This is a genomic window from Flavobacterium sp., assembly GCF_004211145.1.
GTDB lineage: Bacteria > Bacteroidota > Bacteroidia > Flavobacteriales > Flavobacteriaceae > Flavobacterium.
Genome location: NZ_SEBS01000027.1, coordinates 25,496 through 48,438 on the forward strand (window position 1 = coordinate 25,496; position 22,943 = coordinate 48,438).

At 46.9% G+C, this 22,943-nt stretch carries 25 protein-coding genes; 19 read left to right on the top strand and 6 right to left on the bottom strand.

Annotated features, from left to right (window positions below):
- Positions 1–22: 22 nt before the first annotated feature.
- From EOO50_RS12710 to EOO50_RS12720, 3 genes are all read left to right on the top strand, one after another.
- A complete protein-coding gene (locus EOO50_RS12710; protein ID WP_290840647.1) occupies positions 23–496 on the top strand; it encodes a hypothetical protein in 474 nt (157 codons plus the stop codon).
- A gap of 265 nt (positions 497–761) precedes the next feature.
- Positions 762–1,214, top strand: coding sequence for a nuclear transport factor 2 family protein (locus EOO50_RS12715; RefSeq protein ID WP_290840648.1), 453 nt, complete (start codon positions 762–764; stop codon positions 1,212–1,214).
- Positions 1,215–1,235: 21 nt separating this feature from the next.
- Positions 1,236–1,442: a GyrI-like domain-containing protein gene (locus tag EOO50_RS12720; RefSeq protein WP_290840649.1), complete on the top strand. Its 207-nt coding sequence runs from the start codon at positions 1,236–1,238 to the stop codon at positions 1,440–1,442.
- A gap of 50 nt (positions 1,443–1,492) precedes the next feature.
- Here the strand turns inward: EOO50_RS12720 and EOO50_RS12725 are convergent, their stop codons facing one another.
- Both EOO50_RS12725 and EOO50_RS12730 read right to left on the bottom strand, forming a co-directional pair.
- The gene (locus EOO50_RS12725; RefSeq protein ID WP_290840650.1) at positions 1,493–1,912 is read right to left on the bottom strand and encodes a DUF1801 domain-containing protein; all 420 of its coding nucleotides are present in this window, start codon (positions 1,910–1,912) and stop codon (positions 1,493–1,495) included.
- Between the two features lie 171 nt (positions 1,913–2,083).
- Positions 2,084–2,680: an NUDIX domain-containing protein gene (locus EOO50_RS12730; protein WP_290840651.1), complete on the bottom strand. Its 597-nt coding sequence runs from the start codon at positions 2,678–2,680 to the stop codon at positions 2,084–2,086.
- A gap of 7 nt (positions 2,681–2,687) precedes the next feature.
- Between EOO50_RS12730 and pyrE the strand changes: the two genes are divergently transcribed.
- From pyrE to EOO50_RS12755, 5 genes are all read left to right on the top strand, one after another.
- Complete coding sequence (pyrE, locus tag EOO50_RS12735) at positions 2,688–3,335, top strand: orotate phosphoribosyltransferase (protein ID WP_290840652.1); 648 nt, start codon at positions 2,688–2,690, stop codon at positions 3,333–3,335.
- A gap of 11 nt (positions 3,336–3,346) precedes the next feature.
- The gene (locus tag EOO50_RS12740; RefSeq protein WP_290840653.1) at positions 3,347–3,739 is read left to right on the top strand and encodes an SRPBCC family protein; all 393 of its coding nucleotides are present in this window, start codon (positions 3,347–3,349) and stop codon (positions 3,737–3,739) included.
- A 150-nt stretch (positions 3,740–3,889) separates the two neighbouring features.
- Entirely contained in the window at positions 3,890–4,330 is a 441-nt protein-coding gene (locus EOO50_RS12745; RefSeq protein ID WP_290840654.1) for a response regulator, read from the top strand.
- Between the two features lie 14 nt (positions 4,331–4,344).
- A complete protein-coding gene (locus EOO50_RS12750) occupies positions 4,345–4,953 on the top strand; it encodes a biliverdin-producing heme oxygenase (protein ID WP_290840655.1) in 609 nt (202 codons plus the stop codon).
- Entirely contained in the window at positions 4,950–7,214 is a 2,265-nt protein-coding gene (locus tag EOO50_RS12755; RefSeq protein ID WP_290840656.1) for an ATP-binding protein, read from the top strand. Before EOO50_RS12750 ends, EOO50_RS12755 begins: the two co-directional genes overlap by 4 nt.
- Before the next feature lies 1 nt (position 7,215).
- Here EOO50_RS12755 and EOO50_RS12760 read toward each other — a convergent pair whose 3' ends face one another.
- Positions 7,216–7,944, bottom strand: coding sequence for a biotin--[acetyl-CoA-carboxylase] ligase (locus EOO50_RS12760; RefSeq protein WP_290840657.1), 729 nt, complete (start codon positions 7,942–7,944; stop codon positions 7,216–7,218).
- A gap of 95 nt (positions 7,945–8,039) precedes the next feature.
- On the opposite strand from EOO50_RS12760, the gene rsfS reads away from it, so the two are divergent.
- From rsfS to EOO50_RS12805, 9 genes are all read left to right on the top strand, one after another.
- Positions 8,040–8,411 (top strand): ribosome silencing factor, encoded by a 372-nt coding sequence (gene rsfS, locus EOO50_RS12765; RefSeq protein ID WP_290840658.1) that lies wholly within the window; start codon positions 8,040–8,042, stop codon positions 8,409–8,411.
- 15 nt (positions 8,412–8,426) lie between these two features.
- Entirely contained in the window at positions 8,427–10,358 is a 1,932-nt protein-coding gene (gene ftsH, locus EOO50_RS12770; protein WP_290840659.1) for an ATP-dependent zinc metalloprotease FtsH, read from the top strand.
- Positions 10,359–10,472: 114 nt separating this feature from the next.
- Entirely contained in the window at positions 10,473–11,075 is a 603-nt protein-coding gene (locus EOO50_RS12775; RefSeq protein ID WP_290840660.1) for a lactate utilization protein B/C, read from the top strand.
- A gap of 1 nt (position 11,076) precedes the next feature.
- Complete coding sequence (locus EOO50_RS12780; protein ID WP_290840661.1) at positions 11,077–11,877, top strand: phosphatidate cytidylyltransferase; 801 nt, start codon at positions 11,077–11,079, stop codon at positions 11,875–11,877.
- On the top strand, positions 11,867–12,526 hold the full coding sequence (locus tag EOO50_RS12785; protein WP_290840662.1) for a phosphatidylserine decarboxylase family protein: 660 nt from the start codon (positions 11,867–11,869) through the stop codon (positions 12,524–12,526). The genes EOO50_RS12780 and EOO50_RS12785 overlap by 11 nt, the downstream gene beginning before the upstream one ends.
- Complete coding sequence (locus EOO50_RS12790; RefSeq protein ID WP_290840663.1) at positions 12,519–12,788, top strand: acyl-CoA-binding protein; 270 nt, start codon at positions 12,519–12,521, stop codon at positions 12,786–12,788. The genes EOO50_RS12785 and EOO50_RS12790 overlap by 8 nt, the downstream gene beginning before the upstream one ends.
- Positions 12,789–12,790: 2 nt before the next feature.
- On the top strand, positions 12,791–13,555 hold the full coding sequence (locus EOO50_RS12795) for a superoxide dismutase (protein ID WP_290840664.1): 765 nt from the start codon (positions 12,791–12,793) through the stop codon (positions 13,553–13,555).
- A complete protein-coding gene (locus EOO50_RS12800; RefSeq protein WP_290840665.1) occupies positions 13,552–14,646 on the top strand; it encodes an acyltransferase in 1,095 nt (364 codons plus the stop codon). Before EOO50_RS12795 ends, EOO50_RS12800 begins: the two co-directional genes overlap by 4 nt.
- A gap of 18 nt (positions 14,647–14,664) precedes the next feature.
- Positions 14,665–16,482: a glycoside hydrolase family 2 TIM barrel-domain containing protein gene (locus tag EOO50_RS12805; protein ID WP_290840666.1), complete on the top strand. Its 1,818-nt coding sequence runs from the start codon at positions 14,665–14,667 to the stop codon at positions 16,480–16,482.
- Between the two features lie 156 nt (positions 16,483–16,638).
- Here EOO50_RS12805 and EOO50_RS12810 read toward each other — a convergent pair whose 3' ends face one another.
- Positions 16,639–19,266 carry a valine--tRNA ligase gene (locus tag EOO50_RS12810; protein ID WP_290840667.1) on the bottom strand — a complete coding sequence of 876 codons (2,628 nt, stop codon included), beginning with the start codon at positions 19,264–19,266 and terminating at the stop codon, positions 16,639–16,641.
- 160 nt (positions 19,267–19,426) lie between these two features.
- Between EOO50_RS12810 and EOO50_RS12815 the strand changes: the two genes are divergently transcribed.
- The gene (locus tag EOO50_RS12815) at positions 19,427–19,864 is read left to right on the top strand and encodes a DUF1573 domain-containing protein (protein ID WP_290840668.1); all 438 of its coding nucleotides are present in this window, start codon (positions 19,427–19,429) and stop codon (positions 19,862–19,864) included.
- Positions 19,865–19,897: 33 nt separating this feature from the next.
- Here EOO50_RS12815 and EOO50_RS12820 read toward each other — a convergent pair whose 3' ends face one another.
- Positions 19,898–21,226 (bottom strand): aspartyl protease family protein, encoded by a 1,329-nt coding sequence (locus EOO50_RS12820; protein WP_290840669.1) that lies wholly within the window; start codon positions 21,224–21,226, stop codon positions 19,898–19,900.
- Between the two features lie 125 nt (positions 21,227–21,351).
- Here EOO50_RS12820 and EOO50_RS12825 point away from each other — a divergent pair, with 125 nt between their 5' ends.
- Positions 21,352–22,545, top strand: a complete 1,194-nt coding sequence (locus tag EOO50_RS12825; RefSeq protein ID WP_290840670.1) for a pyridoxal phosphate-dependent aminotransferase — start codon at positions 21,352–21,354, stop codon at positions 22,543–22,545.
- Between the two features lie 208 nt (positions 22,546–22,753).
- On the opposite strand, the gene EOO50_RS12830 is transcribed toward EOO50_RS12825, so the two are convergent.
- On the bottom strand, positions 22,754–22,943 hold a 190-nt coding region (locus EOO50_RS12830), incomplete at its 5' end, for a T9SS type B sorting domain-containing protein (protein WP_290840671.1).

Consider the following 22,943-nt stretch of genomic DNA (forward strand, 5'->3'; position numbering starts at 1 on the left):
TTTGTCTGAACAAAAACAAAACGTGCTTTCAATCTCCGACGTGAGCGGGAAAACATTTTCATTCGGCCCGGAATTGATTGCCGAAACCTGCGAGATTTCAGCCGAATGCGATTGTTGCGGTTCCGACTTTTTGTTCCTCGACGACTCGCGTTTTGTCGTCGTCGCCTATTGTCTTGAAGGCGATACTTTTTTGAAAGGTAAATATGAAGTCGTCGGTTCAAAAATCAAAATGACGTATGAAGGCGAAATGATCGTGCAGGAAACAAATTGGGAAAAGGAAGCCGATTCGACCAAAACCGACGCACCCGATTATTTCGAAAAGACCGAACCCGCGCCCAAAATCGGTTTGACGTTGAGCCGAACGCACTGCAACGGCGACCGTTTGATCCTCAAACTTGAAGGCAACGAAAACGATTTTGGCGCCGAGGACGGAAAACTTCAGCAGGCGATCGCGCAATTGAAAACGTCGGGAATTTGGGAAAAGCTCAAACCTTAATTTATTGAGCGTCGATATTGAATAGTCGGTCGAATTGTTGTAAAATCAGGGCTTTGAATATGAAAAACTGCATAATTCAAAGCGACATGGAAAATCTAAAGCAAGTAGTACGAAAATAGCGCACTTCTGCCAACAGCGTCTCTCGACTTTCGACGGTTTTAGGTAACAAGTTCGACCCTTTTCAATAACTTCGTGTGCGTTCGGCAGAGAATATAATCTCGGAAATGCCGCGACATCCTAGAAATCCGGTTTAAGAAACACCAATATGAAATCTACCAAAAATATCTGGCTTGCAATTTTTCTGTTTTTAGGTTTCAACCTGAACGCCCAACCAAAGGATTCGTTGGATGTTGCAAAAGCTACCCAAAAATTCGTCAAAGCGTTCAACGAATTCGATTGGGAAACTTTTAGAGGTTGTTTTGCAAATGACGCGACTATATTTTTTCCGGGTGAATTTGGCGAACGGAAAACAGGACGGAATGAGATCGAGAAATCATGGAAAGAAATTTTTCCGGAATTCGTAGATAAGACGAAGCATTTCGATTTGAATTTGATTCCTGAAAATATGATCATCCAAGTGTATGAACGCTCCGCCGTCGTCACTTTTCAAATGGGAAGCGGCGACAAACATCTGTCGCGCAGGACGTTAGTTTTCGTAAAAGAAAATAAAATGTGGAAGATTGTCCACTTACATGCGTCGAATTTCAGTCGTGATTAGGAATTGTCGATTGCAAACGGCTTGATCGGACGAGAATTTACGTCGGATAATTTCCGAAAATTTGTCGCGAAAGGAAAATTGCCCGACGCCGTGGCGAAAACATGGAGCGACATTTGGCAAACCGACAAAGAATTAAACCGAAAGTATATTTGCGATTATGAAGTCTACGGCGATACAACTCAAAATGGAGAAGATTCGGAAGTTGAAATTTTTATAGCCGTAAAATAAAAGCGGAATGATTTTCTCGAAATGTCGGCGCAAGAAAGTTTCGGCCGCGTTCACGGATACATTTTCCTCGTATGGTTCATTGAGGCGACGATCATCTGCTCCAAAATTCCCATGTCGATATCGGCGAGTTTTTTCACGTAAACACAACCTTTACTTACTTTGTGCTTTCCGATTTTCGAAAGCAAATCTTCTTTTTCGTCGTACACAGGCTCAAAGTAAAACGTGAGCGCATCTTTTCTAGGTGAAAAACCTGCGAGTGGCGCGTCGCCTTCATGTCCCGACGCGTATTTGTAGTGATAGCTTCCGAATCCGATTATCGTCGGTCCCCACATTTTAGGCTCGAATCCCGTCAATTTTTGATACAGCTCGACGAGTTTGAAACTGTCGCTGCGTTTGGTCTCGTCAGGCACGGCAGATATGAAGTCGGTGACGGAAACTTGGGTTGCTTTGGTTTTGGTTTCGTAAGCCATATTTGAATTATGAATTATGAATTATAAATTATAAATTATGAATTATAAATGGTGACTAATTGGAACTGATTGCGATGGTTGAACGAAAGACGAATCAAACCCGTTAAGTACTCGATTTTTCGTCGTACACCGATTTCAATTCATAATTCATAATTCATAATTCATAATTAATTAAGAAAGTTGTTCCTCAAAAAGCAACTTGATATTCTCATAAGAATTCTCAAGCGCCTGCCCTATTTCCTCGGGTTTCAGCCAAGCGACTTTTTCGATGCCTTCCTCGAGTTGCGGATGCAGCGGCCCGTCGAAATCGCTTCTCATTTCAAACCAATGCGTGACCTTGAGCTTGTAGCGCCCGTTGCGTTTAAAGACGTGATAGGTTTTTTGGAGTTTGCGAACAATTACGAGTTTTCCTACACCGGTTTCTTCTTCGACCTCTCGCAAGGCCGTGTATTCGATTTTTTCACCTTTTTCGATGCCGCCTTTGGGCAAGTCCCATTTGCCGTTCCTGAAAATGAAAAGTATTTCGCCCTTGCTGTTGTATACGAGACCGCCGCCGGCTTTCTGGACGGGCAGTTTTTCCTTCATCGCACGCATAATCGCCTTTTCGTCAGGGTGATATAAGTACGCCTTTTTCACCTTGTTCGAAAACAACTTCGAGATGAGTTGCGAAAAGTCGATGCCTTCCAGCAAAAACAACTGGAAATCGGTCTCCTTCTGAATCTCATTCGTGAGGAAAAGTGGTTTGTCGTTTACAAAAACTTTATACATTTGCAGTATGATTTTCAATAAAGATACAGCCGAGAAAACCGCAGAATTGCTTTTGCAAATAAATGCAATAAAATTGAATCCCAAAAATCCTTTTACATGGGCTTCAGGCTGGAAATCGCCGATTTATTGCGACAACCGAATGGTGCTCTCGTTTCCGCCGATACGAAATTATATCCGAGAGGAATTTTCGAAGCAAATCGAAAAGCAGTTCGGCAAGCCTGACGTGATCGCCGGAGTCGCCACAGGTGCGATCGGAATCGGGATGTTGGTCGCCGAATACATGGGATTGCCATTCGTCTATGTTCGTCCCGAGCCTAAAAAACACGGACGCCAGAACCAGGTCGAGGGCTTCTTGCAGAAAGGACAGAACGTCGTGATCGTCGAGGACTTGATCAGCACCGGGAAAAGCAGCCTCCTGGCCGTTGACGCGTTGCGCGAGGCAGGTTCGAACATCAAGGGAATGGTCGCGATCTTTACATACGGATTCCAGATCGCCGAAGAAAACTTCAAGAACGCGAACGTCGATTTGTACACGTTGAGCAACTACCAAAACCTGCTCAACCTCGCCGTCGCGAAAAAATACATCACCGAGAACGAGCTCGAAACGCTTAAAGAATGGAACTCAAACCCTGCCGAATGGGGCGTTGAAGCTTAATCAATACACTTATGAATCTAGAAAGCCCGAAGGTTTCAGTAGACAAACCTGCCCAATATCTTTTCGAACAGCTTACCGACGTGAAGAATTTCGAGAAACTCATGCCCGATTCGATCGCGAAGTTTGAAGTTACCGACGAAAATTCGTTCATCTTCGGACTCAAAGGAATGCCCGAAATCAAGTTGCGTCTCAAGGAACAAACCGCTCCGTCGTATATCAAATTGGGCGCGGCGAGCGATAAGCTGCCGTTTAGCCTGGAAGCGAAAATCGATTCGGTTTCCGACAGCAAATCGGATGTGCAACTCTTCTTCGATGGAGAATTCAATGCGATGATGGCGATGATGGTGAAAGGCCCGATCACGAAATTCATTGAAACGCTTGCCGCGAACATGCACAAGTTGTAATCGATATAAAATTTTATAGGAAAAGTCTTTCTGTCTAACGGAAAGGCTTTTTTTTTGAACAAAAGCAAAAGTCAAAGTAAAGTGGGAATTTTGTAACTTTTAACAAGAAAGTATTTCGTTTATTTGCTCGTTAACGACAACATTTATCCCATGAATCCACGCCAAAATTTCACGATATTTTACACCGATGATGATCCCGAAGATTTGGAGTTCTTCATGGAAGCCGCCGAAAGCCTTGGAAGCGATGTCGAAGTCGTGACGCACAGAAACGGTCAAAATTTAATTGATGCCTTGCACAATCCGCCGCCGACGCCTCATTTATTGTTCCTGGACGTGAACATGCCGGGACTTACGGGATTCGACGTGTTGCAGGAATTGCGCAACGGCGAAAAATTCAAGAACATTCCCGTGATTATTTTCACGACATCAAGCGACGATTCGACTATCGAAAGAAGCCTCGACCTCGGCGCAAATTTCTTCGTACCCAAATCAGGACATTTCCCGACACTCAAAAAATCAATCGAATACGCGCTTCAAATCGACTGGTCGACATTCCGTCCGACCGCTGAAAACTTTGTTTACGCCGCCTAATATTTTACATCTTAATGAATCCCGACACGCTCAAAGCCGCAACGCCTGAATCTTTATTTATTGAACAACTTAGAGCCAGGACATCGGCGGCGCATAAAAGCCTCGAACAATTGCCGGTTTCATCGTCGATTTTGGATCCGTCGGTCACGAAAGAACAGTACGCGCATTATCTGCAGCTGATGTACGACGTCGTTAAAAGCCTCGAAACAACAATTTATCCGCTGATCGAGCGAATCATTCCCAATTTGTCCGACCGCGAAAAATCACGTAACATAGAAAACGACCTTCACGTATTGGGATATCAAACTCCCGACGCGAACACGACCGTCTTTTCAACTGAAAACCTGTCGGTTCCGTTTGCGCTCGGCATCGCGTATGTCGTTGAAGGTTCGACACTTGGCGGACGATTCATCCTCAAAAACATCGAATCGGTTTTGGGTTTCGATGAAAATTCGGGCGCGACGTACTTCGCAGGCTACGGAAACAAAACGGGCAGCCGTTGGAAAAACTTCCTTGAATCGGTTACGGGCTACGCGGTCTCAGGCGATTCGTCAGGCGAAATCATCGAAGGAGCCGAATTCGCATTCAACAGAATCGGTAAGCATTTGCAGACGCGACCATGAAGATAAAGGACATCGTAAACCGCGAACTCGTCAATCTCACGAACTGTGAACACGAACCGATCCACATTCCGGGCAGCATCCAGCCGCACGGATTTTTGCTTGGCATAAAAATCGGATCGGGTATCTTGGATTTTTGCAGTGCGAACACGATCGAATACATAAAACTCGAACACGAGGCTTTGCTTGGAAATCATTTTTCGGCCGTTGTCGGAAAAGAACAGTTCGCCGAATTCGAGAAATATACGAGCACGATGTTGTCGTCATCGCCGCTGAAACTCAACATCCAGGGCGAGATTTTCAATTGCACGATCCATAAGAGCGGCGACGTTTTCATTCTCGAAGGCGAACCGATCGTCGACGAGGAAAAACAGCAAGCCAGCATTTACGATCAGACGTCGCAATTCCTTTCGTACATGCACGAAACGCATACGCTCAAGGATTTATGCCAACTCGTAGCTGAAGGAACGCGCGACATCACGGGCTACGACCGCGTCATGGTCTATCGTTTCGACAAGGATTACAATGGGGAAGTTTTCGCTGAGAGTTGCACCGACGAGATCGAACCGTTTTTAGGTCTGCATTATCCGCATACCGACATTCCGAAGCAGGCGCGCGAACTTTATCTGCAGAATCTACTCAGGCTCATCGTGGACATCGGTTACACGCCGGTCCCGATTTACACGGTCGATGATGCGCCCGGAAAGAATCTCGATTTGGGACATTCGGTATTGAGAAGCACCTCGCCTATCCATATCCAATATTTGCAGAATATGGGCGTGGGCGCGACGTTGACGATTTCACTTATCCACCAGAAAAAACTTTGGGGATTGATCGCATGCCACCATTATTCGGCCAAGAATCTTACGCCCGAAATCAGGCTGGCCGCGCAGTTGCAGGGGAATTTCCTGACTTCGCAGATCGATGTCCGACAATCGAACGAAGAATACGAAGTCGCGCGAAAAACTAATGCGGCGCTCGAGAAAATGAATTCGCTGCATTTGCTCCCCAAGATGGAATCGCTTGCTGAAGTCATCGACCAAGCCGAATTGCTCGAATTGTGCAACGCTTCGGGCGTTTCGATCCAGTTCGGCGATCGTGTTTTCACGAAGGGTTTTGTCCCTGAAGACCACGTCATCAAGGAACTTTCGTCCTGGCTGTTTTCATATACGTCGGGCAGGAATTTTAGTACGGACCGGCTCGTCGATTTCCTGCCACATTCGCCCGCGATCTGTCAAGGCGTTTCAGGCTTGCTGTATCACTCGCTTGGCACCGATTTTAAGAACAACATCATTTGGTATCGCGCCGAAACAGAAACCCAGGTAAATTGGGCCGGCGATCCGAGCAAGGCGATCATCAAGGATGAAAAAGGGCTTTACCCGCGCAATTCTTTCAAACTCTGGAAGGAATTCGTGAAGAACCAAAGCTTGCCGTGGATTTCCCCCGAACTTATTTCGGCGGCGAACTACGCACATTCGTTGCAACGCCAGATGAATTTGATGTTGCTCACCGAAGAAGGCCGACGCAACGGCGAACTCAATGAAATCCTTAAGGAAACCAACCGCGAACTCGAGAACATCAACTGGATCAGTACGCACGATTTGCAGGAACCGTTGCGGAAGATACAGCTTATCGCTTCGCGCCTGTTGTCGAAGGAAGATGAAACGATGTCGGCCGGAGTCGTGGATTCCTTGATGCGCATGAACAATTCGGCCAAAAGGATGCAGACGCTGCTCATCGACATCTTGAAATACACGAAAATCCAGCATACGAAAGCGCCTTTCGAGACGGTCGACCTCGAGAAATTGATTGACGATGTCGCGAATGATCTTGGCGAAACCGACAAATCGTCGAACGTTGAAATTGGCGATCTGCCGCAGGTTTACGGCATTCCTTTCCTGCTCAAGCAATTGTTTTCCAATTTATTATCGAACTCGTTCAAGTATAGGAACGAAGAATCACCCGTAGAGATATCAGTCGCTTACGAAGGCTTGCAAGCCTCGCCCCAATCGAGCGAACCCGACAAATTGTTCCATGTGGTTTCATTTGCCGACAACGGGATCGGTTTCGAACCTAAATTCTCGGAATCGATCTTCAACATCTTTACGAGATTGCACGCGTCGTCTGAATACAAGGGCGCGGGCGTCGGTCTGGCGTTGTGCCGCAAGGTGATGCAGACGCATAAAGGTTATATCAGCGCGACTGGAACTCCGGGCAAGGAAGCGGTTTTCAGTTTGTTCTTTCCTGCCGACGGCGCAGAATAATTCAATACAGCATCGTAATTTGCTTGATTCCGAACGACTTGACGCTGTCGTCCTCAAGCTTTACATACAATTTTCCATCGCGTCCGGCTTCATCGATCATTCCCATGAATCGGTTTCCGGATGCGTCTTCGAATGTCGTCGGTTTTCCTTTTCGGAATAATTTCGAATCAAAATTTTCCCAGATGTTTTCAGGATTTTCGCGTAACTGTTCGAGTTGTGATTGGATCGAAACCACTATGGAAAGCATCAGTTCGTCCATATCGAAAGTGCGTTGCGTGACCACGGCTAACGATGAGGCGTTCGGCAATCCATTGAAATCAAGTTGGTTTACGTTGAGCCCGATTCCGATTACCGACGCGACGTCATCGGCGGTTTTGACACTGTTTTCGATGAGTATTCCGCCAAGTTTTTTTTTGCCTGACATAATGTCGTTCGGCCATTTTATCGATAATTCGGGGATTTGGAAATTTTCGAGCGCCTTGATTATTGCGGTTGCGACGGCGACATTGAGGTCAAACAATTGCGCCAGGTTAATTCGGGAATCATTAACGAGTACACTCATAGTCAGGTTCTTGCCGGGTTCCGACAGCCATTTTGCGCCCATTTGCCCGCGTCCGTTTGTTTGTGTCCGGGCCGTGACGACCGTGAAATTACCGGGCGAACCGTTTTGAAGAAGTTCCTTCAAATAGTCGTTCGTCGAACCGATGGCATCGAGTTTGATTACGTGCATTGAAATAGGTTGTGATTCCTGAGTTTAATCTTTTGTTAAGTGTCAAAATTAAACACAAAAAATGGTAACTTTGCGAACTTATATAAAATTGTTAAATGACGAAAAAGAACACCAATAACGATATCCTGCTTGCCAACATTATCAAAGGCATTGAAGAGGTAAAAGGCAATGATATCGACATCCTGGACTTGAGGGAAATTGACAACTCCGCATGCGATTACTTCATAATCTGTAACGGAAATTCGAACACGCAGGTCAATGCCATCGTAAGTTCAGTCCAAAAAACAGTTTCCAAAGAATTGAAAGACAAACCCTGGCACGTCGAAGGGGCTGAAAACGCCGAATGGGTGCTTATGGACTATGTGAACATCGTCGTACACGTTTTCCAGAAACATATCAGGGAATATTACAACATCGAGAGCTTGTGGGGCGACGCCAAAATCACGAGCATCGCAAACAAATACTAACTCCCATTACGCTAAATGGCCAAAGACCCTAATAACCCGACCCCAAATAAAATGAGGATCAGCCCATGGCTTATATACGCCGCGGTCGCCTTCATTTTCCTTTTCATAAGCATCGCGACCGGAGACTCCGCGTTTCAGGAGCCCGTAAAGATCAGTTCGCCAAAGTTCGACACGTTCCTTGAAAAAGGCGATGTCGAAAAAGTGATCATCTACAACAAGACCGAGGGCGAGGTTTTCCTTACCAAGGCCGCGTTGAAAAGCCCATCTCACAAAGATGTCGCACTGGACTTGCTCGAGCGACCGAACAAAGGACCACACTACAGTTTCGAGATCGGAAACGACGAAATCTTCGAGAAAAAACTTCAAGCCGCAATTACGGCCGGAAAACTAAAGGATTATTCGTTCCAGCCCAAAAGCAATTGGACCGACATTTTCCTCACGTTATTGCCGATCTTCGTCATCGTCGCCATCTGGATCTTCATCATGCGACGCATGTCGGCTGGCGGACCTGGCGGCGGCGGACAAATTTTCAACATCGGGAAATCCAAGGCGCGTTTGTTCGACGAGAAGACCGACATTAAGACCACGTTCAAGGACGTAGCCGGTTTGGAAGGCGCGAAAGAAGAAATACAAGAAATCGTAGAGTTCCTTAAAAACCCGGACAAATACACGAGCCTCGGTGGTAAAATACCGAAAGGTGCGTTGCTTGTCGGGCCTCCGGGAACCGGAAAGACATTGCTTGCGAAAGCGGTTGCGGGCGAAGCGAAAGTTCCATTTTTCTCGTTGTCGGGTTCCGATTTCGTAGAAATGTTCGTCGGAGTCGGCGCGTCACGTGTTCGTGATTTGTTCAAACAGGCGAAGGAAAAAGCGCCTGCTATCATCTTCATCGATGAGATCGACGCCGTTGGACGCGCTCGTGGGAAAAACAATTTCTCAGGCTCGAACGACGAACGTGAAAATACGCTGAACCAATTGCTTACCGAGATGGATGGTTTCGGCACGAATTCTCACGTAATCGTGTTGGCGGCCACGAACCGCGCCGATGTACTCGACAAAGCCTTGATGCGCGCCGGACGTTTCGACCGCCAGATTTTCGTCGATCTTCCGGACATCCGCGAGAGAAAAGAAATTTTCGAAGTGCATTTGGCGCCTCTTAAAAAAGTAGAAAACCTCGATACTGACTTTTTGGCAAAGCAAACACCTGGATTCTCAGGAGCCGACATTGCCAACGTTTGTAACGAAGCGGCCCTGATCGCGGCCCGTAAAAACAAGAAAGCAGTAGACAAACAGGATTTCCTTGATGCAGTCGATCGTATCGTCGGCGGATTGGAAAAGAAAAACAAGATCATCACGCCCGACGAGAAAAAAGCGATCGCCATCCACGAAGCCGGTCACGCGACCGTAAGCTGGATGCTCGAACACGCGGCTCCGTTGGTGAAAGTTACGATCGTTCCGCGCGGACAAAGTCTCGGCGCAGCCTGGTATCTTCCTGAGGAACGTCTTATCGTACGTCCTGACCAAATGCTCGACGAAATGTGCGCCACGATGGGCGGACGTGCCGCTGAGAAAGTAACGTTCAACACGATTTCAACGGGCGCATTGTCGGATCTTGAAAAAGTGACGAAACAGGCGCGTGCGATGGTGACTATTTACGGTTTGAACGAAAAACTCGGCAACGTGACGTATTACGATTCGTCGGGTCAATCCGAATATAACTTTTCGAAACCGTACTCTGAGGACACGGCGCTCACTATCGACAAGGAAATTTCAGCATTGATTGAAGGTCAATACCAACGTGCGATACAAATTTTGGAAGCCAATAAGGATAAGCTCAATCAGTTGGCCGACATTCTTATTGAGAAGGAAGTGATTTTCAAGGATGACCTTGAGCACATTTTCGGAAAGCGTCCTTTCGACAAAAATTTACAGGAAGAGATAAGCCTTTAACATATTATCGCTTCCACACATAAAAATCTTAATTCAAAAACTATTTGAATTAAGATTTTTTTATCTTTGAATGATTTCGAACCACAAATGAAATCTCATATTGTCTAATTGTCTATGAGTCTGTTCAGAAAATTTTTCGGCACCGGAAACGAAGCCAATCCAGGCGATGAAAAGGAAAGCGAATACCGCCCGGCAGCGCAACCCAATATGCCTGTAGACGAGTTGTTCACTTACAATTTCAAGAAAAACGGCGGCAAATTCCTGTATTGCGAGAACCTTGACGAGGTGCGCGACCAGTTCGAGAACATTCTCGAGGAAAACGATTGGTTCGAATCTCAGGCGGTTTGCTATGAGCCGAAGCTGTTCTCCATGCTTGAAGACAACAATATCGCGTTCGATAAACCCGAAACGCCGAAGTTCTTGCTTGCAAGTTGCGAAAATCTGATCGCCGATGAAGGCTCGGTGCTTTTCTCGTCGAACCAGATCAAGCAGAACAAGCCGAACGATCTTCCGTCAAACATCGTAATCCTTGCCACGACAAGCCAAATCCTTGAATCCAAAAGCGACGGATTGCGCACGATCAAGAAGAAATACGAAACCGCTTATCCAACGAACATTACGACTATAAAATATTTCGAAAAAGCCAAAGAAGAAGATTTCCTTCAATATGGAAGTGCTCCGAAAAACCTTTATTTGCTGCTTTTAGAAGATCTTTAATATGAATGAAACGCTCACCAGGACGCTTTCGGGGGCGGTGTATATTGTTATTTTAGTCGGTTGCGCCTTATTTCCTATTCCTTTCGTTGCCCTTTTCGGGATCTTTCTGTTGCTTGCGGTGTATGAATTCTGCGAGCTTGCAAACCTCGACAAGACGATTCCGTTGCTACTCGCTTTGGTGTTCTACTCTTTGTTTATCGTCGTAAATTGGACCGACGGCATTTCGATGGCCGTACTTCTGGCGACTTTATTCGTTTCGGTGAAATTGCTGCTGTTCCTTTTCTCGCCTCGGTTCGCCCCGCTCGATTTCACTTCAAGGTACGTTTGTCTGATCGGATATATAATTTTGCCGTTCATCATCATTTCGAAACTTCCATTCATCGGACAAGGTTTCAGGCCGACGGTTATCATAGGGATTTTTATTCTGATCTGGGCGAACGATACTTTCGCGTTTTTGGTAGGCAAAGCCATCGGAAAACGAAAACTTTTCGAAGCGGTTTCCCCTAAAAAAACGGTCGAAGGATTTTTTGGCGGTTGGATTTTTTCAATGCTTTTCAGTATTCCCGTTGCTTTATTTCTAGCGAAAGATTCGTGGTTACATTGGCTTGTAATCGCGACGATCGTGAGTTATTTCGGGACTTTGGGCGATCTCATCGAATCTAAATTCAAGCGCATCGCGGGCGTAAAAGACAGCGGACGTATCATGCCCGGCCACGGAGGTATTCTCGATAGGCTGGATAGTGTTATATTTGTAGCACCATTCGTATTTTTGTTTTATCAAATCATATATTATGTTTCATAAGGAAGGCGGAAAAATAATCCTCATATCAACTACGTTATTCGTCATTTTACTGTTGCTGGCCGACAAATTCATCGATATCGAATGGCTTCGGATGACGGTGATGCTCATCGGATTGTTCTTCCTGATCATGGTTCTGCAATTTTTCAGGAACCCGAAACGCTTCACGAATCCGTCCGATGAAATCGTAATCTCTCCGGTCGATGGAAAAGTAGTCGTCATCGAAGAAGTTTTCGAACCTGAATATTTCAAGGATCAACGCCTTCAGGTTTCGATCTTCATGTCGCCGATAAACGTCCACGTGACGCGTTATCCCGTAAACGGAAAAGTGAAATTCAGCAAATACCATCCCGGGAAATATCTCGTGGCCTGGCATCCAAAGGCGAGTACCGAGAACGAACGCACGACGGTCGTTGTCGAAAACCGCCTGTTCGGTGAAGTCTTGTACCGGCAGATCGCGGGCGCGCTTGCAAAACGTATCGTGAATTATGCGCAGGAAGGCATGCAGGTCGTCCAGGGAACCGACGCGGGTTTCATCAAGTTCGGGTCGCGTGTCGATTTGTACTTTCCCATCGGAACGGAAGTCAACGTAAAACTCGGCCAAAAAGCCATAGGAGGAAAAACCATCATCGCCACTACGAAAAATGGCTGAAAAAGATCTCGATACCCGTTTCAGGGAAGCGTTTGAAATGGCTTCCCAAATGTCGCAAACCGACTTGCCTCAGGACACGCAGCTACGGCTGTACGCCTATTATAAGCAGGGTTCGTTCGGCACGCCGTCGCTTAACTTCAATACGAGTTTTGACCTGAGGAACGCCTTTAAGACCAATGCGTGGATGCAGATCAGCAAAATGGAACCCGACGAGGCAAAACGCCTTTACATCGAACTTGTAGAATCGCTTCAAAACCTATAACCATGGAAAAAAAGACCGCTTTGCTCCTGCTGTGTTTTTCATTCCTGATTTCCTGCCAAAAGAAAAAACTTACTGAGGTCGTCGAAGTACCGCTTCCCGCTGCCGAAGAAAAAATGACGATCGGGCATCCCGATGACGTGTCGGCCCAAGCCGGCGCGTTCGAGATGTACAAACTGCCTTTCCAATACGACGCGCTCGCTCCGAACATCGACGCGATGACGATGGAAATACACTATTCGAAACATTATTTGACGTACACGAATAACCTGAACCGCTTACTCGACAGTACCGAACTGGCGAAAATCCCGATCGAGGACATCCTGAAAAAGCTCGACATGAGCAACGCCGAACTGCGCAACAACCTCGGCGGTTACTACAACCACACGTTGTATTGGGAAACCATCGGGCCAAAAGCCGGAGGCGAACCGAAAGACACGTTGGCGGCGGCGATCAAAAAAGAATTCGGGTCATTCGAATTGTTGAAATCGAAACTTGAATCGGCGGCGGAACGTCAATTCGGTTCAGGCTGGGCGTGGCTTGTCGTGGACCGCTCGGGCAAATTACAGGTAACAAGCACACCGAATCAGGACAATCCGCTCATGCCGCAAGCCGTCGTTCCCGGAAAACCGATTCTCGCGATCGACGTTTGGGAACACGCATACTATTTAGGCTACCAATACCGACGCAAAAAATACATCGAGGCATTTTTCAATGTCGTCAACTGGGAAAAGGTCGGCGAGAAATACGAAGAAGCCGTCAAGAAATGAGTACCGACGCCACATCGCTGGTGAAACATCCCGTAATTCCGGGACATCGCAAGAATAATTTTGACTTTCTGCGACTGTTGTTCGCATTGTCAGTGATCGTTTCCCATTCCTACGCGTTGTCGGGTCACGGAAATGTGGATTGGCTGTCACGGATTTCTTCGAAGCAAACCTTGTTTTCTTACATAGGCGTAAATGGATTTTTCGTCATCAGCGGCTATCTCATCTTCCAGAGCCTCGAACGCAGCAAATCGTTAGGCGACTACTTCTGGAAGCGATTCCTGAGACTTTATCCCGCGCTCACCGTCATGTTCATTCTTTGCATATTACTGGGTTGGTGGGTTTATGAAAATACCACAGCCGACTATTTTTCGAGCGAAAGCACCCTGTTTTATTTGCCACGCGGACTGACTATTTTTTACGGCACTTCAGGAATCGATGGCGTCTTCGTCAATAACGCGATACCGTCGGTCATGAACGGTTCGCTTTGGACGGTCAAATATGAAGTGACCATGTATCTTTTAGTCGCCGTGCTTTTCGTGATAAAAGATAAGAAAACGCTGCTCAAAGCGTTGCTCGCGATTGCGCTTATCATACTTTTTTCAATCCGTTTGTTTTTTCCCGAAGCGAATAAAATCTCGCTGCGATTCCTCAACACCGACTATTTTACCGGCTTGGCGCTCTACTTTGCCGCGGGTTCATTTTTGGCCGCTGTCCGATTTGAGAAAAACAATCGTTTGGGAATCATCGCAATAATCTCGGGTGCGTTGCTTGTTTTGGCGATCGCAACCGGAACGTTTTCGTGGGTTTGCTACTTCTGCATTCCGATGCTCACACTTTCAATCGGCTTGAGTTCGTGGAAATATCTGAACGACGTCGGGAAAATAGGCGATCTTTCGTACGGGCTTTATATTTACTCGTTTCCCGTCCAACAAGCGCTGTTCTATTTCCTGAAACCGACCGACATGCAAATGATGGCCTACACGATCGTCATCACGACTTTCATCGCATTCGCCTCGTGGCACTTGATCGAAGCCAAAGCGCTGACGTTTAAAAAATGGAATCCGTTTCGTCGCCTGCAAAAAAACTACTAAGAATCTAAACCATAACCAATGAAAAAAATAATCTACATTTTGTTTTTATTGGGTCAAGCCGCTTTCGGTCAGGAAAGCCTGCTTATCAACGCCTATAACCGTGCGGCGCAAAGCCTCAACGGCGACTGGAACTACATCGTCGATCCATACGAAAACGGTTATTACAACTACCGATACGAACCATACGACAAACAGGCCAAACCGTCCAAGAGCGCATTTTTCATGGACGCGAAACCCGACGACAAATCCGAACTGCTCGAATATGATTTCGACAAATCGCCAACGATGAAAGTTCCGGGCGACTGGAATACGCAGGAAGAGAAACTGTTTTACTACGAGGGAACGGTTTGGTTTCGGAAGACGTTCGATTTCAAGCCGAAGCAGGAAAACAATCGCCAATTCCTATATTTCGGTGCCGTAAATTACAAGGCCGAAGTCTATTTGAACGGCAAAAAACTCGGCACTCACATCGGCGGATTCACACCGTTCAACTTTGAGGTTACGGGAATTTTAAAACCGACCGGAAACTTCCTGGTCGTAAAGGTCGACAACAAACGCTCGAAAGACGCCGTTCCCACGCTGAACACCGACTGGTTCAATTACGGCGGAATCACGCGCGACGTTTCTTTGTACGACGTTCCGCAGACATTCGTGCGCGATTACGAAATCCAGCTCAACCCGAAAAATGCCAAAGAAATAAAAGGTTTCGTACAACTTGACGGAAAAGATGCCGCGCGACGCGAAGTCGGGATCGCTATTTTCGAAGCTAACATGGAGATATCGATAATCACCGATGAAAACGGTCGGGCTGAATTCAGCGCTCCGTTGAAGAAGTTCGAATATTGGTCGCCCGAGAATCCGAAACGCTACGATGTCGCCGTCGTGATCGAAAAAGACGGAATCAGTGAGAAAATCGGGTTTCGGACGATTCGGACGTCGGGACACAAAATCCTTTTGAACGGAAAGGAAACATTCTTAAAAGGAATCTGCATTCACGAGGAAACGCCCCAAAACGCCAGCCGATTGTCGAAATACGAAGACGCGAAAACGCTGTTGGCTTGGGCAAAGGAACTCGGTTGCAATTACGTGCGGCTCGCGCATTATCCGCACAACGAGCACATGGTCAGGGTCGCCGAGGAAATGGGCATCATGGTCTGGGAAGAAATTCCCGTGTATTGGACGATCGATTGGACGAATCCCGAAACGTATGCGAATGCTGAAAACCAATTGACCGAGATGATCTCGCGCGACAAGAACCGAGCGTCCACGATCATCTGGTCGGTCGCAAATGAAACGCCTTCGACCGACGCCCGAAATATTTTCCTCGGGAAACTCGCAGCCAAGGCGCGCAGCCTCGACAACACGCGACTCATCAGCGCCGCGATGGAACAAAGCCAAAGCAAGACGGACCCGAACGTTAAGGAAATCGACGATCCGTTCGCCGATGTGGTCGATGTACTGAGTTTCAACCAATACATCGGCTGGTATGACGGTCTGCCAAGCAAAGCCAAGAACATCAGTTGGGAAATCAAACAGGACAAACCTGTGGTCATTTCGGAATTCGGGGCCGACGCGAAATTCGGTTACCACGCTGACAAACTTACGCGCTGGAGCGAGGAATACCAGGAATGGCTGTATCAGGAAACGCTGCCGATGATTTCAAAAATCAAGCAACTCGCAGGTTTTTCACCGTGGATCTTGAAGGATTTCCGTTCGCCACGCCGACAGTTGCCGGGCATTCAGGATGGGTTTAACCGCAAAGGTCTGTTGAGTGACAAAGGCGAGAAAAAGAAGGCGTATTTTGTTTTGCAGGCGTTTTATATGTCGAGACGATAGTGATAGTTCGTTTTTGAACCAATCAAATTTTGGTTAGGCTTTTAACTTATTCTTCGATACTCGCAAATGAATTTTAACCATTAAGAGCATTAAGTTCATTAAGAGTATGATTTATTTCTTAATGAACTTAATGCTCTTAATGGTTTAAAAAAGTCTTTACTTTAGACTGCTCAAACTCTGCTCAATGGTCGCGATTTTAGCGAGCGCATCGGCTTCTTTTTTGCGTTCGTTCGCGATGACGGCCTCAGGCGCGCCGGCCACGAATTTCTCGTTCGACAATTTCGCCTGAACCGATTTCAGGAAACCTTTCGTGTAATTGAGTTCCTCGGTCAATTTCGCTGTTTCGGCCTCGACGTCGATGTCGCCCGTAATAGGTATAAAATATTCGTTCGACTTCACGCGGAACGACAAAGCGCCATCTACTTTTTCCTTCACTTGGCTGCATGAAACGACGTTGCCCAGTTTCATCAGGATCGGATGGAACGTCATCGGCGCATTTTCGTTGTCGAGCACCATGATATCGATTTTCTCATGGTTAGGGATATTTTTGCTTTTGCGGATGCTTCGGATTCCCGAAATCACTTCGGACGTAAACTCGAAATCCGAAATCAACTTCGCGTCGAACGGCTTTTGTTCGGGCCATTTCGAGATGATGAGCGCAGTTTCAGGAGTTCTTTCGGTAATATGTTGCCAGATTTCCTCGGTAAGGAACGGCATGAACGGATGCAATAACTTCATCACATTTTCGAGTGCTTCGATTGCGCTCGCGTATGTTTTGGCATCGATCGGTTGTTGGTAAGCGGGCTTGATCATTTCGAGGAACCACGAACAGAAATCGTCCCAAACGAGTTTATAGATTCCCATGAGCGCGTCGCTCAAACGGTATTTCTCGAAATTATCCTCGATGTCGACAAGCGTCTGTTGCAATTTTGCCTCAAACCATTTTACCGCGATGGCCGAAGATTCGGGCTGTTCGATGCTTTCAACGACTTCCCAGCCTTTCACCAGTCGGAACGCGTTCCAGATTTTGTTGGCGAAACCGCGACCATTGGCGCAAAGTTCCTCGTCGAACATGATGTCGTTTCCTGCAGAAGCTGAAAGCAACAACCCGACGCGAACTCCGTCGGCACCGAACTTCTCGATCAAATCAAGCGGATCGGGCGAATTTCCAAGCGATTTCGACATCTTACGACGCTGCTTATCGCGCACCAATCCCGTCAAATACACGTTGCTGAACGGCTTCTCGCCAGCATATTCGTATCCGGCTATGATCATGCGCGCGACCCAGAAGAATAAGATGTCCGGGCCGGTCACAAGATCATTCGTCGGATAGTAATATTTGAAATCCTTGTTTTCAGGCTCCATGATGCCGCCGAAAACCGCCATCGGCCACAGCCACGACGAAAACCATGTATCGAGTGCGTCGGCGTCCTGACGCAACGTTTCGGCTGTGATTGCAGGATTTTTGCCTTTCGCGAGTTCAAGTGCTTCTTCTTTTGTTTCGGCCACGACGAAATCTTCTTTCCCGTCACCGTAGAAATAGGCCGGGATCTGTTGTCCCCACCAAAGTTGGCGCGAGATGTTCCAATCGCGGATGTTCTCAAGCCAGTGGCGGTACGTATTATCGAATCGCTTCGGATATAATTTTATGTCGTCGGATTCCAAAACCGCCTTGATCGCAGGTTTCACCAAATCTTCCATTTTGAGGAACCATTGATCCGAAAGGCGCGGTTCGATTACGGCTTTCGTGCGTTCAGATCGCCCGACTTTATTCAAGTGCGTTTCTATTTTCGCGAGGTTGCCGAGGCTTTCCAGTTCCGTCGCGATTTCCTCACGTACCACGAAACGATCTTTGCCTTCATACTGCAAACCGAATGAATTCAACGTCGCATTCTCATTGAAGATGTCGATGATTTCAAGGTTGTGCTTCTCTCCGAGCGCCTTGTCGTTCACGTCATGTGCCGGCGTGACTTTCAAACAGCCCGTTCCGAATTCCATGTCGACGTAATCGTCCTCGATGATCGGGATCACGCGATTTGCGATCGGAACTATTGCTTTTCTACCTTTCAAGTGCGAATATCTCTCGTCGTTCGGGTTGATGCAGATCGCCGTATCGCCCAGAATCGTTTCGGGACGCGTCGTGGCGATCGTGATGAATTCCTCAGAACCCTCGATCTTATATTTAAGGAAGTACAGTTTTCCGTTTTGCTCCTCATAGATGACTTCTTCGTCGCTCAACGTCGTTTTGGCTTCGGGATCCCAATTCACCATTCGGTAACCGCGATAGATCAGGCCTTTGTTGTACAGGTCGACGAACGATCGTATCACCGACGCCGACATATCGGGATCCATCGTGAATTTCGTACGGTCCCAATCGCAGGATGCGCCCAACTTTTTGAGCTGGTCGAGGATTACGCCACCGTATTTGTCGGTCCATTCCCAGGCATGTTTCAGGAATTCCTCACGCGAAAGGTCGGCTTTGTTGATGCCTTCATCTTTTAGTTTGGCGACGACTTTGGCTTCGGTCGCGATCGATGCGTGATCGGTTCCGGGAACCCAACAGGCGTTGAAACCTTTCAGGCGAGCGCGTCGGATCAAGACATCCTGGATCGTATTATTGAGCATATGACCCATGTGCAAAACCCCGGTCACGTTCGGCGGCGGGATTACGATCGTATAAGGCGTCCTGTGGTCAGGTTCCGAATGGAAATATCTGTGTTCCATCCAGTAGTCGTACCATTTTTTTTCTATGCTTGCGGGATCGAATTGAGAAGGGATTGACATATTTTTGTAAAAGTAAGGTCTTTAAAATGGCGCGGTTCTTGTAAAAACCGCGTGCGAGCCACAAAAGTAAGGGTTTCCGTGCCTTTTAAAAAATTAAGAAGTAATAATTTGCACGTAACCCAAAACGCTTTATTTTTACGAACCAAATATACATTTACCCATGAAAAAATTATTCTTTTTGCTTGCTGTTGCCGCCACGGGATTTTCATCGATGGCGCAAAAGGGTCCAAAGATCGAATTCATGAATAAAGACAACACGGTCGATTTCGGCACCGTTTCCAAAGAGTCCGACAGCGGCGTCCGCTCGTTCGAATTCAAGAATACGGGCGACGCACCTCTTATCATCACGAACGTGCAATCGACTTGCGGCTGTACCGTCCCGTCAAAACCAACCGAGCCGATCATGCCTGGAAAAACAGGGAAAATCGATGTGAAATACAATATGAATCCCGGCCCGATAAGAAAAACGATCACCGTGGAATCGAATGCGATAAATTACGACGGCGGACGCATCGCTCTCAAGATAAAAGGTGAAGTCATCGTCAAGAAGGAAGAAAATCTTCTCGAGAAGAAAAAGACCAGCCCAATGATGCAGTAACAACAAAGCCTTTCAAATCGAAAGGCTTTTTCTTTATAATAAGGTGCGCAATTTGAATTTTGCCTTTATGAGCTGTCCTTTGCGTTCGACTTCGATCCGGATTTCCCTTCCGACTTCCGATCGCAGAATTTGATTTATTTGCTCGAGCGTGAGTTTGTAAGCGCTTTTCCCATTTATGGTTTTTAAGATGTCGTCTTTCTCGAGTTTCGCTTCGGCAGCAGGAGAATCAGGTCGGACATCTGAAATCTTGAACATCGGCTTGAGCTCGAATTTGTATTGGAAATCGTTTCGGACGCGCTCGAAATTCGAATCCAATTCCACCGCCAAATTCATGCTTGCTCCTTTTTGGACACTTTCCTTTATCCATTGCAGCCCCGCGTGTTCGACGTCGATTCCACTCATATTATAGTGAAATGGCGCGTCGAAATGGTCTCCTTTTTTCAAATACATCATTCGGTTTTGATAGTCGAAAACCACATCGAATCTCTTGAAAATTTCTCCGCCGATCGATCCGACGCGATCGCTCACGATGCTGACATGGCGAATCGAAGTCGAATCCGGAAACGCCGCGATCGGAGTTTCGAAAACAAACCCACCGAGTTCGAATGTGTCGATGCGGCCGCGCTTGCCGTGAATCTCTCCGCTAAAGCCGCGTCCGAGAAAATCGTCGAATGTCTTTTCAGGAATGTCGATGCTGTCTGATTTTTGTTCGAACAGCCAAACCGCGTCACTGTTGCCGATATCCGCCAAAAGTTTCGCGTGGAATCGCTTGCCATTTTGGGCGACTTTTGAAACGATGTAGGGTTTGCGGAATTCGATCGACATGGGAATGCCCGTGAACTTCCTATTGAATTTTTCGCGCGCCTTGTCGGCATTTTGATGCACGATGATCTTTTTGCTGTCGTAGTCGATTTCAACGAGATTGTTCCTGAAAAATTGGTAGCCGATGATCCCGTTTACAGGAATTCCGATGTGAGACGAAAAATTGAAATCCTGGTCAAGCACGATGTAAATATCGTGGTTGTCATCATGAAGATCCTTAAATTCCAATTTGTTCCGACTCGATTTCAATCCTTCGATCGACTCTTCCTTTCCGAGGCCACGCAACCTGATTTTTTCGACATTCTCGAATTGTATGTCGTCGGTCTCCTCCAAACTGAACAAAATCGTTTCCTCGACGCCCGTATCCAAAAGGAAATTCAAATTCACGCCGTTGAGTTTGGCGGGAACGATGATCAGGTTGTTTATAAGTTTAAATGGGATCGTCGTCTTCGATTTGGAAGTAGAGAATTTGAAATTCCCCTGAGATCTCATTGGCAGTATCACCAACAGCAATATAACCGAGACCAAAAATCGAATCATTGACAATTTTTTATAAAGTTACTAAATTAAGCGTATTGAAATTGGGAATTGTTGTGTCGATCGGCAAAATTCCTGCGTCGTACTTCGCAAAAAAATCGGACATTTGCACATCAAAATACTCTACCATGCCAAAAATATCAAACAAAGGGAAACACATGCCCGAATCGCCTATCCGCAAGCTGGTTCCTTATGCCGAAACCGCGAAGAAGAAAGGTCATAAAGTATATCATCTCAACATCGGGCAACCCGATATCAAGACGCCAAAAATCGCGATCGACGCCGTGAAAAACGTCGACATCGAAGTGTTGGAATACAGCCATTCCGCAGGTTTTGAAAGCTATCGCAAGAAGCTCGCGCAGTATTATTCCAACCACGGTTTACCTGTGGATACGGCAAATATCATCATAACGACGGGCGGTTCCGAGGCGTTGCTTTTCGCGATGGGAAGCACGATGGACGAAGGCGACGAAATCATCATTCCCGAACCATTTTATGCGAATTATAACGGTTTTTCGACGGCATCGGGCGTTACGGTCGTTCCTGTAATCTCGGGAATCGAAACAGGTTTTGCGCTTCCTCCTATTTCCGATTTCGAAAAACTCATCACGCCTAAAACAAAGGCAATACTCATTTGCAATCCCGGAAATCCAACGGGTTATCTGTACTCGAAAGAAGAAATGGAGCAGTTGGCGGCGCTCGTCAAAAAGCACGATTTATTCCTGATCGCTGACGAAGTCTATCGCGAATTCACATACGACGGCGGCAAGCATTTTTCAGTGTTGAACCTCGAAGGTTTGGAACAACACGCGATCATGATCGACTCGGTTTCCAAGCGTTACAGCATGTGCGGCGCGCGAATCGGATGTATCGTTTCCAAAAATCCTGAAGTTATGGCGACCGCGATGAAATTTGCGCAGGCGCGTTTGAGCCCTCCGACTTTCGCACAGATCGCGAGCGAGGCGGCACTCGATACGCCACAAAGTTATTTCGACGAAGTGATCGCTGAATATGTCGAACGTCGTGACACGCTCGTGGATGAGCTCAACAAGATCGAAGGCGTGACCGTCGCGAAACCGAAAGGCGCTTTCTATTGCATCGCGCGGCTTCCCGTTGCCAACGCCGACGATTTCGCCCAATGGCTTCTGGAATCCTTCGACCACAATGGAGAAACCGTTATGGTTGCTCCTGCGGCCGGCTTCTACTCGACTCCGGGCGTCGGTTTGAACGAAGTGCGAATTGCTTATGTGCTTAAAAAAGAAGATTTGATCCGTTCGGTCGAAATCTTAAAAGAGGCGATCAAACAATACAATTCAAAATAATTTTCAGGAGCTGATCCGGCTGTCCGCTTTTAGCTTTCTCAAAAAATAAGGTTTTGCAAGGCGTCGTTTCGTGGCTTCCTTTGGTCGCCCCAACCGCCGCGCAAAACCTTTATTTTTTCTCAAAAGGCTAGCCGCTCCATCCGGGCTAGACATAAAAAACCGCGACCTTTTTGGGGTCGCGGTTTTTTATGCGGTCTCTTGAAAGAACTTATCGTTTCAAAGAGAAGTGTGATCTGAACTCTTTTATCGCTCCGGTATTCGGATCAGGATACTCGATCATGAACCAGTAATCGGTCGACGGCATCGGGTGTCCGTTGTATGTTCCGTCCCATCCGTCCTGGCCTTCCTTGTTAGGGGCGATCTGCTTGATGAGTTTCCCATAGCGGTCAAAGATATAA

What these genes read in the sequence shown, in the direction of transcription:
- EOO50_RS12800 (WP_290840665.1), top strand. Translation starts at nt 13,552, where the DNA reads ATGAGTACCGACGCCACATCGCTGGTGAAACATCCCGTAATTCCGGGA.
- EOO50_RS12760 (WP_290840657.1), bottom strand. Translation starts at nt 7,944, where the DNA reads ATGCACGTAATCAAACTCGATGCCATCGGTTCGACGAACGACTATTTG.
- EOO50_RS12730 (WP_290840651.1), bottom strand. Translation starts at nt 2,680, where the DNA reads ATGTATAAAGTTTTTGTAAACGACAAACCACTTTTCCTCACGAATGAG.
- EOO50_RS12750 (WP_290840655.1), top strand. Translation starts at nt 4,345, where the DNA reads ATGAATCCCGACACGCTCAAAGCCGCAACGCCTGAATCTTTATTTATT.
- EOO50_RS12715 (WP_290840648.1), top strand. Translation starts at nt 762, where the DNA reads ATGAAATCTACCAAAAATATCTGGCTTGCAATTTTTCTGTTTTTAGGT.
- EOO50_RS12745 (WP_290840654.1), top strand. Translation starts at nt 3,890, where the DNA reads ATGAATCCACGCCAAAATTTCACGATATTTTACACCGATGATGATCCC.
- EOO50_RS12755 (WP_290840656.1), top strand. Translation starts at nt 4,950, where the DNA reads ATGAAGATAAAGGACATCGTAAACCGCGAACTCGTCAATCTCACGAAC.
- EOO50_RS12795 (WP_290840664.1), top strand. Translation starts at nt 12,791, where the DNA reads ATGGAAAAAAAGACCGCTTTGCTCCTGCTGTGTTTTTCATTCCTGATT.
- EOO50_RS12740 (WP_290840653.1), top strand. Translation starts at nt 3,347, where the DNA reads ATGAATCTAGAAAGCCCGAAGGTTTCAGTAGACAAACCTGCCCAATAT.
- EOO50_RS12825 (WP_290840670.1), top strand. Translation starts at nt 21,352, where the DNA reads ATGCCAAAAATATCAAACAAAGGGAAACACATGCCCGAATCGCCTATC.
- EOO50_RS12780 (WP_290840661.1), top strand. Translation starts at nt 11,077, where the DNA reads ATGAATGAAACGCTCACCAGGACGCTTTCGGGGGCGGTGTATATTGTT.
- ftsH (WP_290840659.1), top strand. Translation starts at nt 8,427, where the DNA reads ATGGCCAAAGACCCTAATAACCCGACCCCAAATAAAATGAGGATCAGC.
- EOO50_RS12815 (WP_290840668.1), top strand. Translation starts at nt 19,427, where the DNA reads ATGAAAAAATTATTCTTTTTGCTTGCTGTTGCCGCCACGGGATTTTCA.
- EOO50_RS12790 (WP_290840663.1), top strand. Translation starts at nt 12,519, where the DNA reads ATGGCTGAAAAAGATCTCGATACCCGTTTCAGGGAAGCGTTTGAAATG.
- pyrE (WP_290840652.1), top strand. Translation starts at nt 2,688, where the DNA reads ATGATTTTCAATAAAGATACAGCCGAGAAAACCGCAGAATTGCTTTTG.
- EOO50_RS12775 (WP_290840660.1), top strand. Translation starts at nt 10,473, where the DNA reads ATGAGTCTGTTCAGAAAATTTTTCGGCACCGGAAACGAAGCCAATCCA.
- EOO50_RS12785 (WP_290840662.1), top strand. Translation starts at nt 11,867, where the DNA reads ATGTTTCATAAGGAAGGCGGAAAAATAATCCTCATATCAACTACGTTA.
- EOO50_RS12805 (WP_290840666.1), top strand. Translation starts at nt 14,665, where the DNA reads ATGAAAAAAATAATCTACATTTTGTTTTTATTGGGTCAAGCCGCTTTC.
- EOO50_RS12725 (WP_290840650.1), bottom strand. Translation starts at nt 1,912, where the DNA reads ATGGCTTACGAAACCAAAACCAAAGCAACCCAAGTTTCCGTCACCGAC.
- rsfS (WP_290840658.1), top strand. Translation starts at nt 8,040, where the DNA reads ATGACGAAAAAGAACACCAATAACGATATCCTGCTTGCCAACATTATC.
- EOO50_RS12820 (WP_290840669.1), bottom strand. Translation starts at nt 21,226, where the DNA reads ATGATTCGATTTTTGGTCTCGGTTATATTGCTGTTGGTGATACTGCCA.
- EOO50_RS12810 (WP_290840667.1), bottom strand. Translation starts at nt 19,266, where the DNA reads ATGTCAATCCCTTCTCAATTCGATCCCGCAAGCATAGAAAAAAAATGG.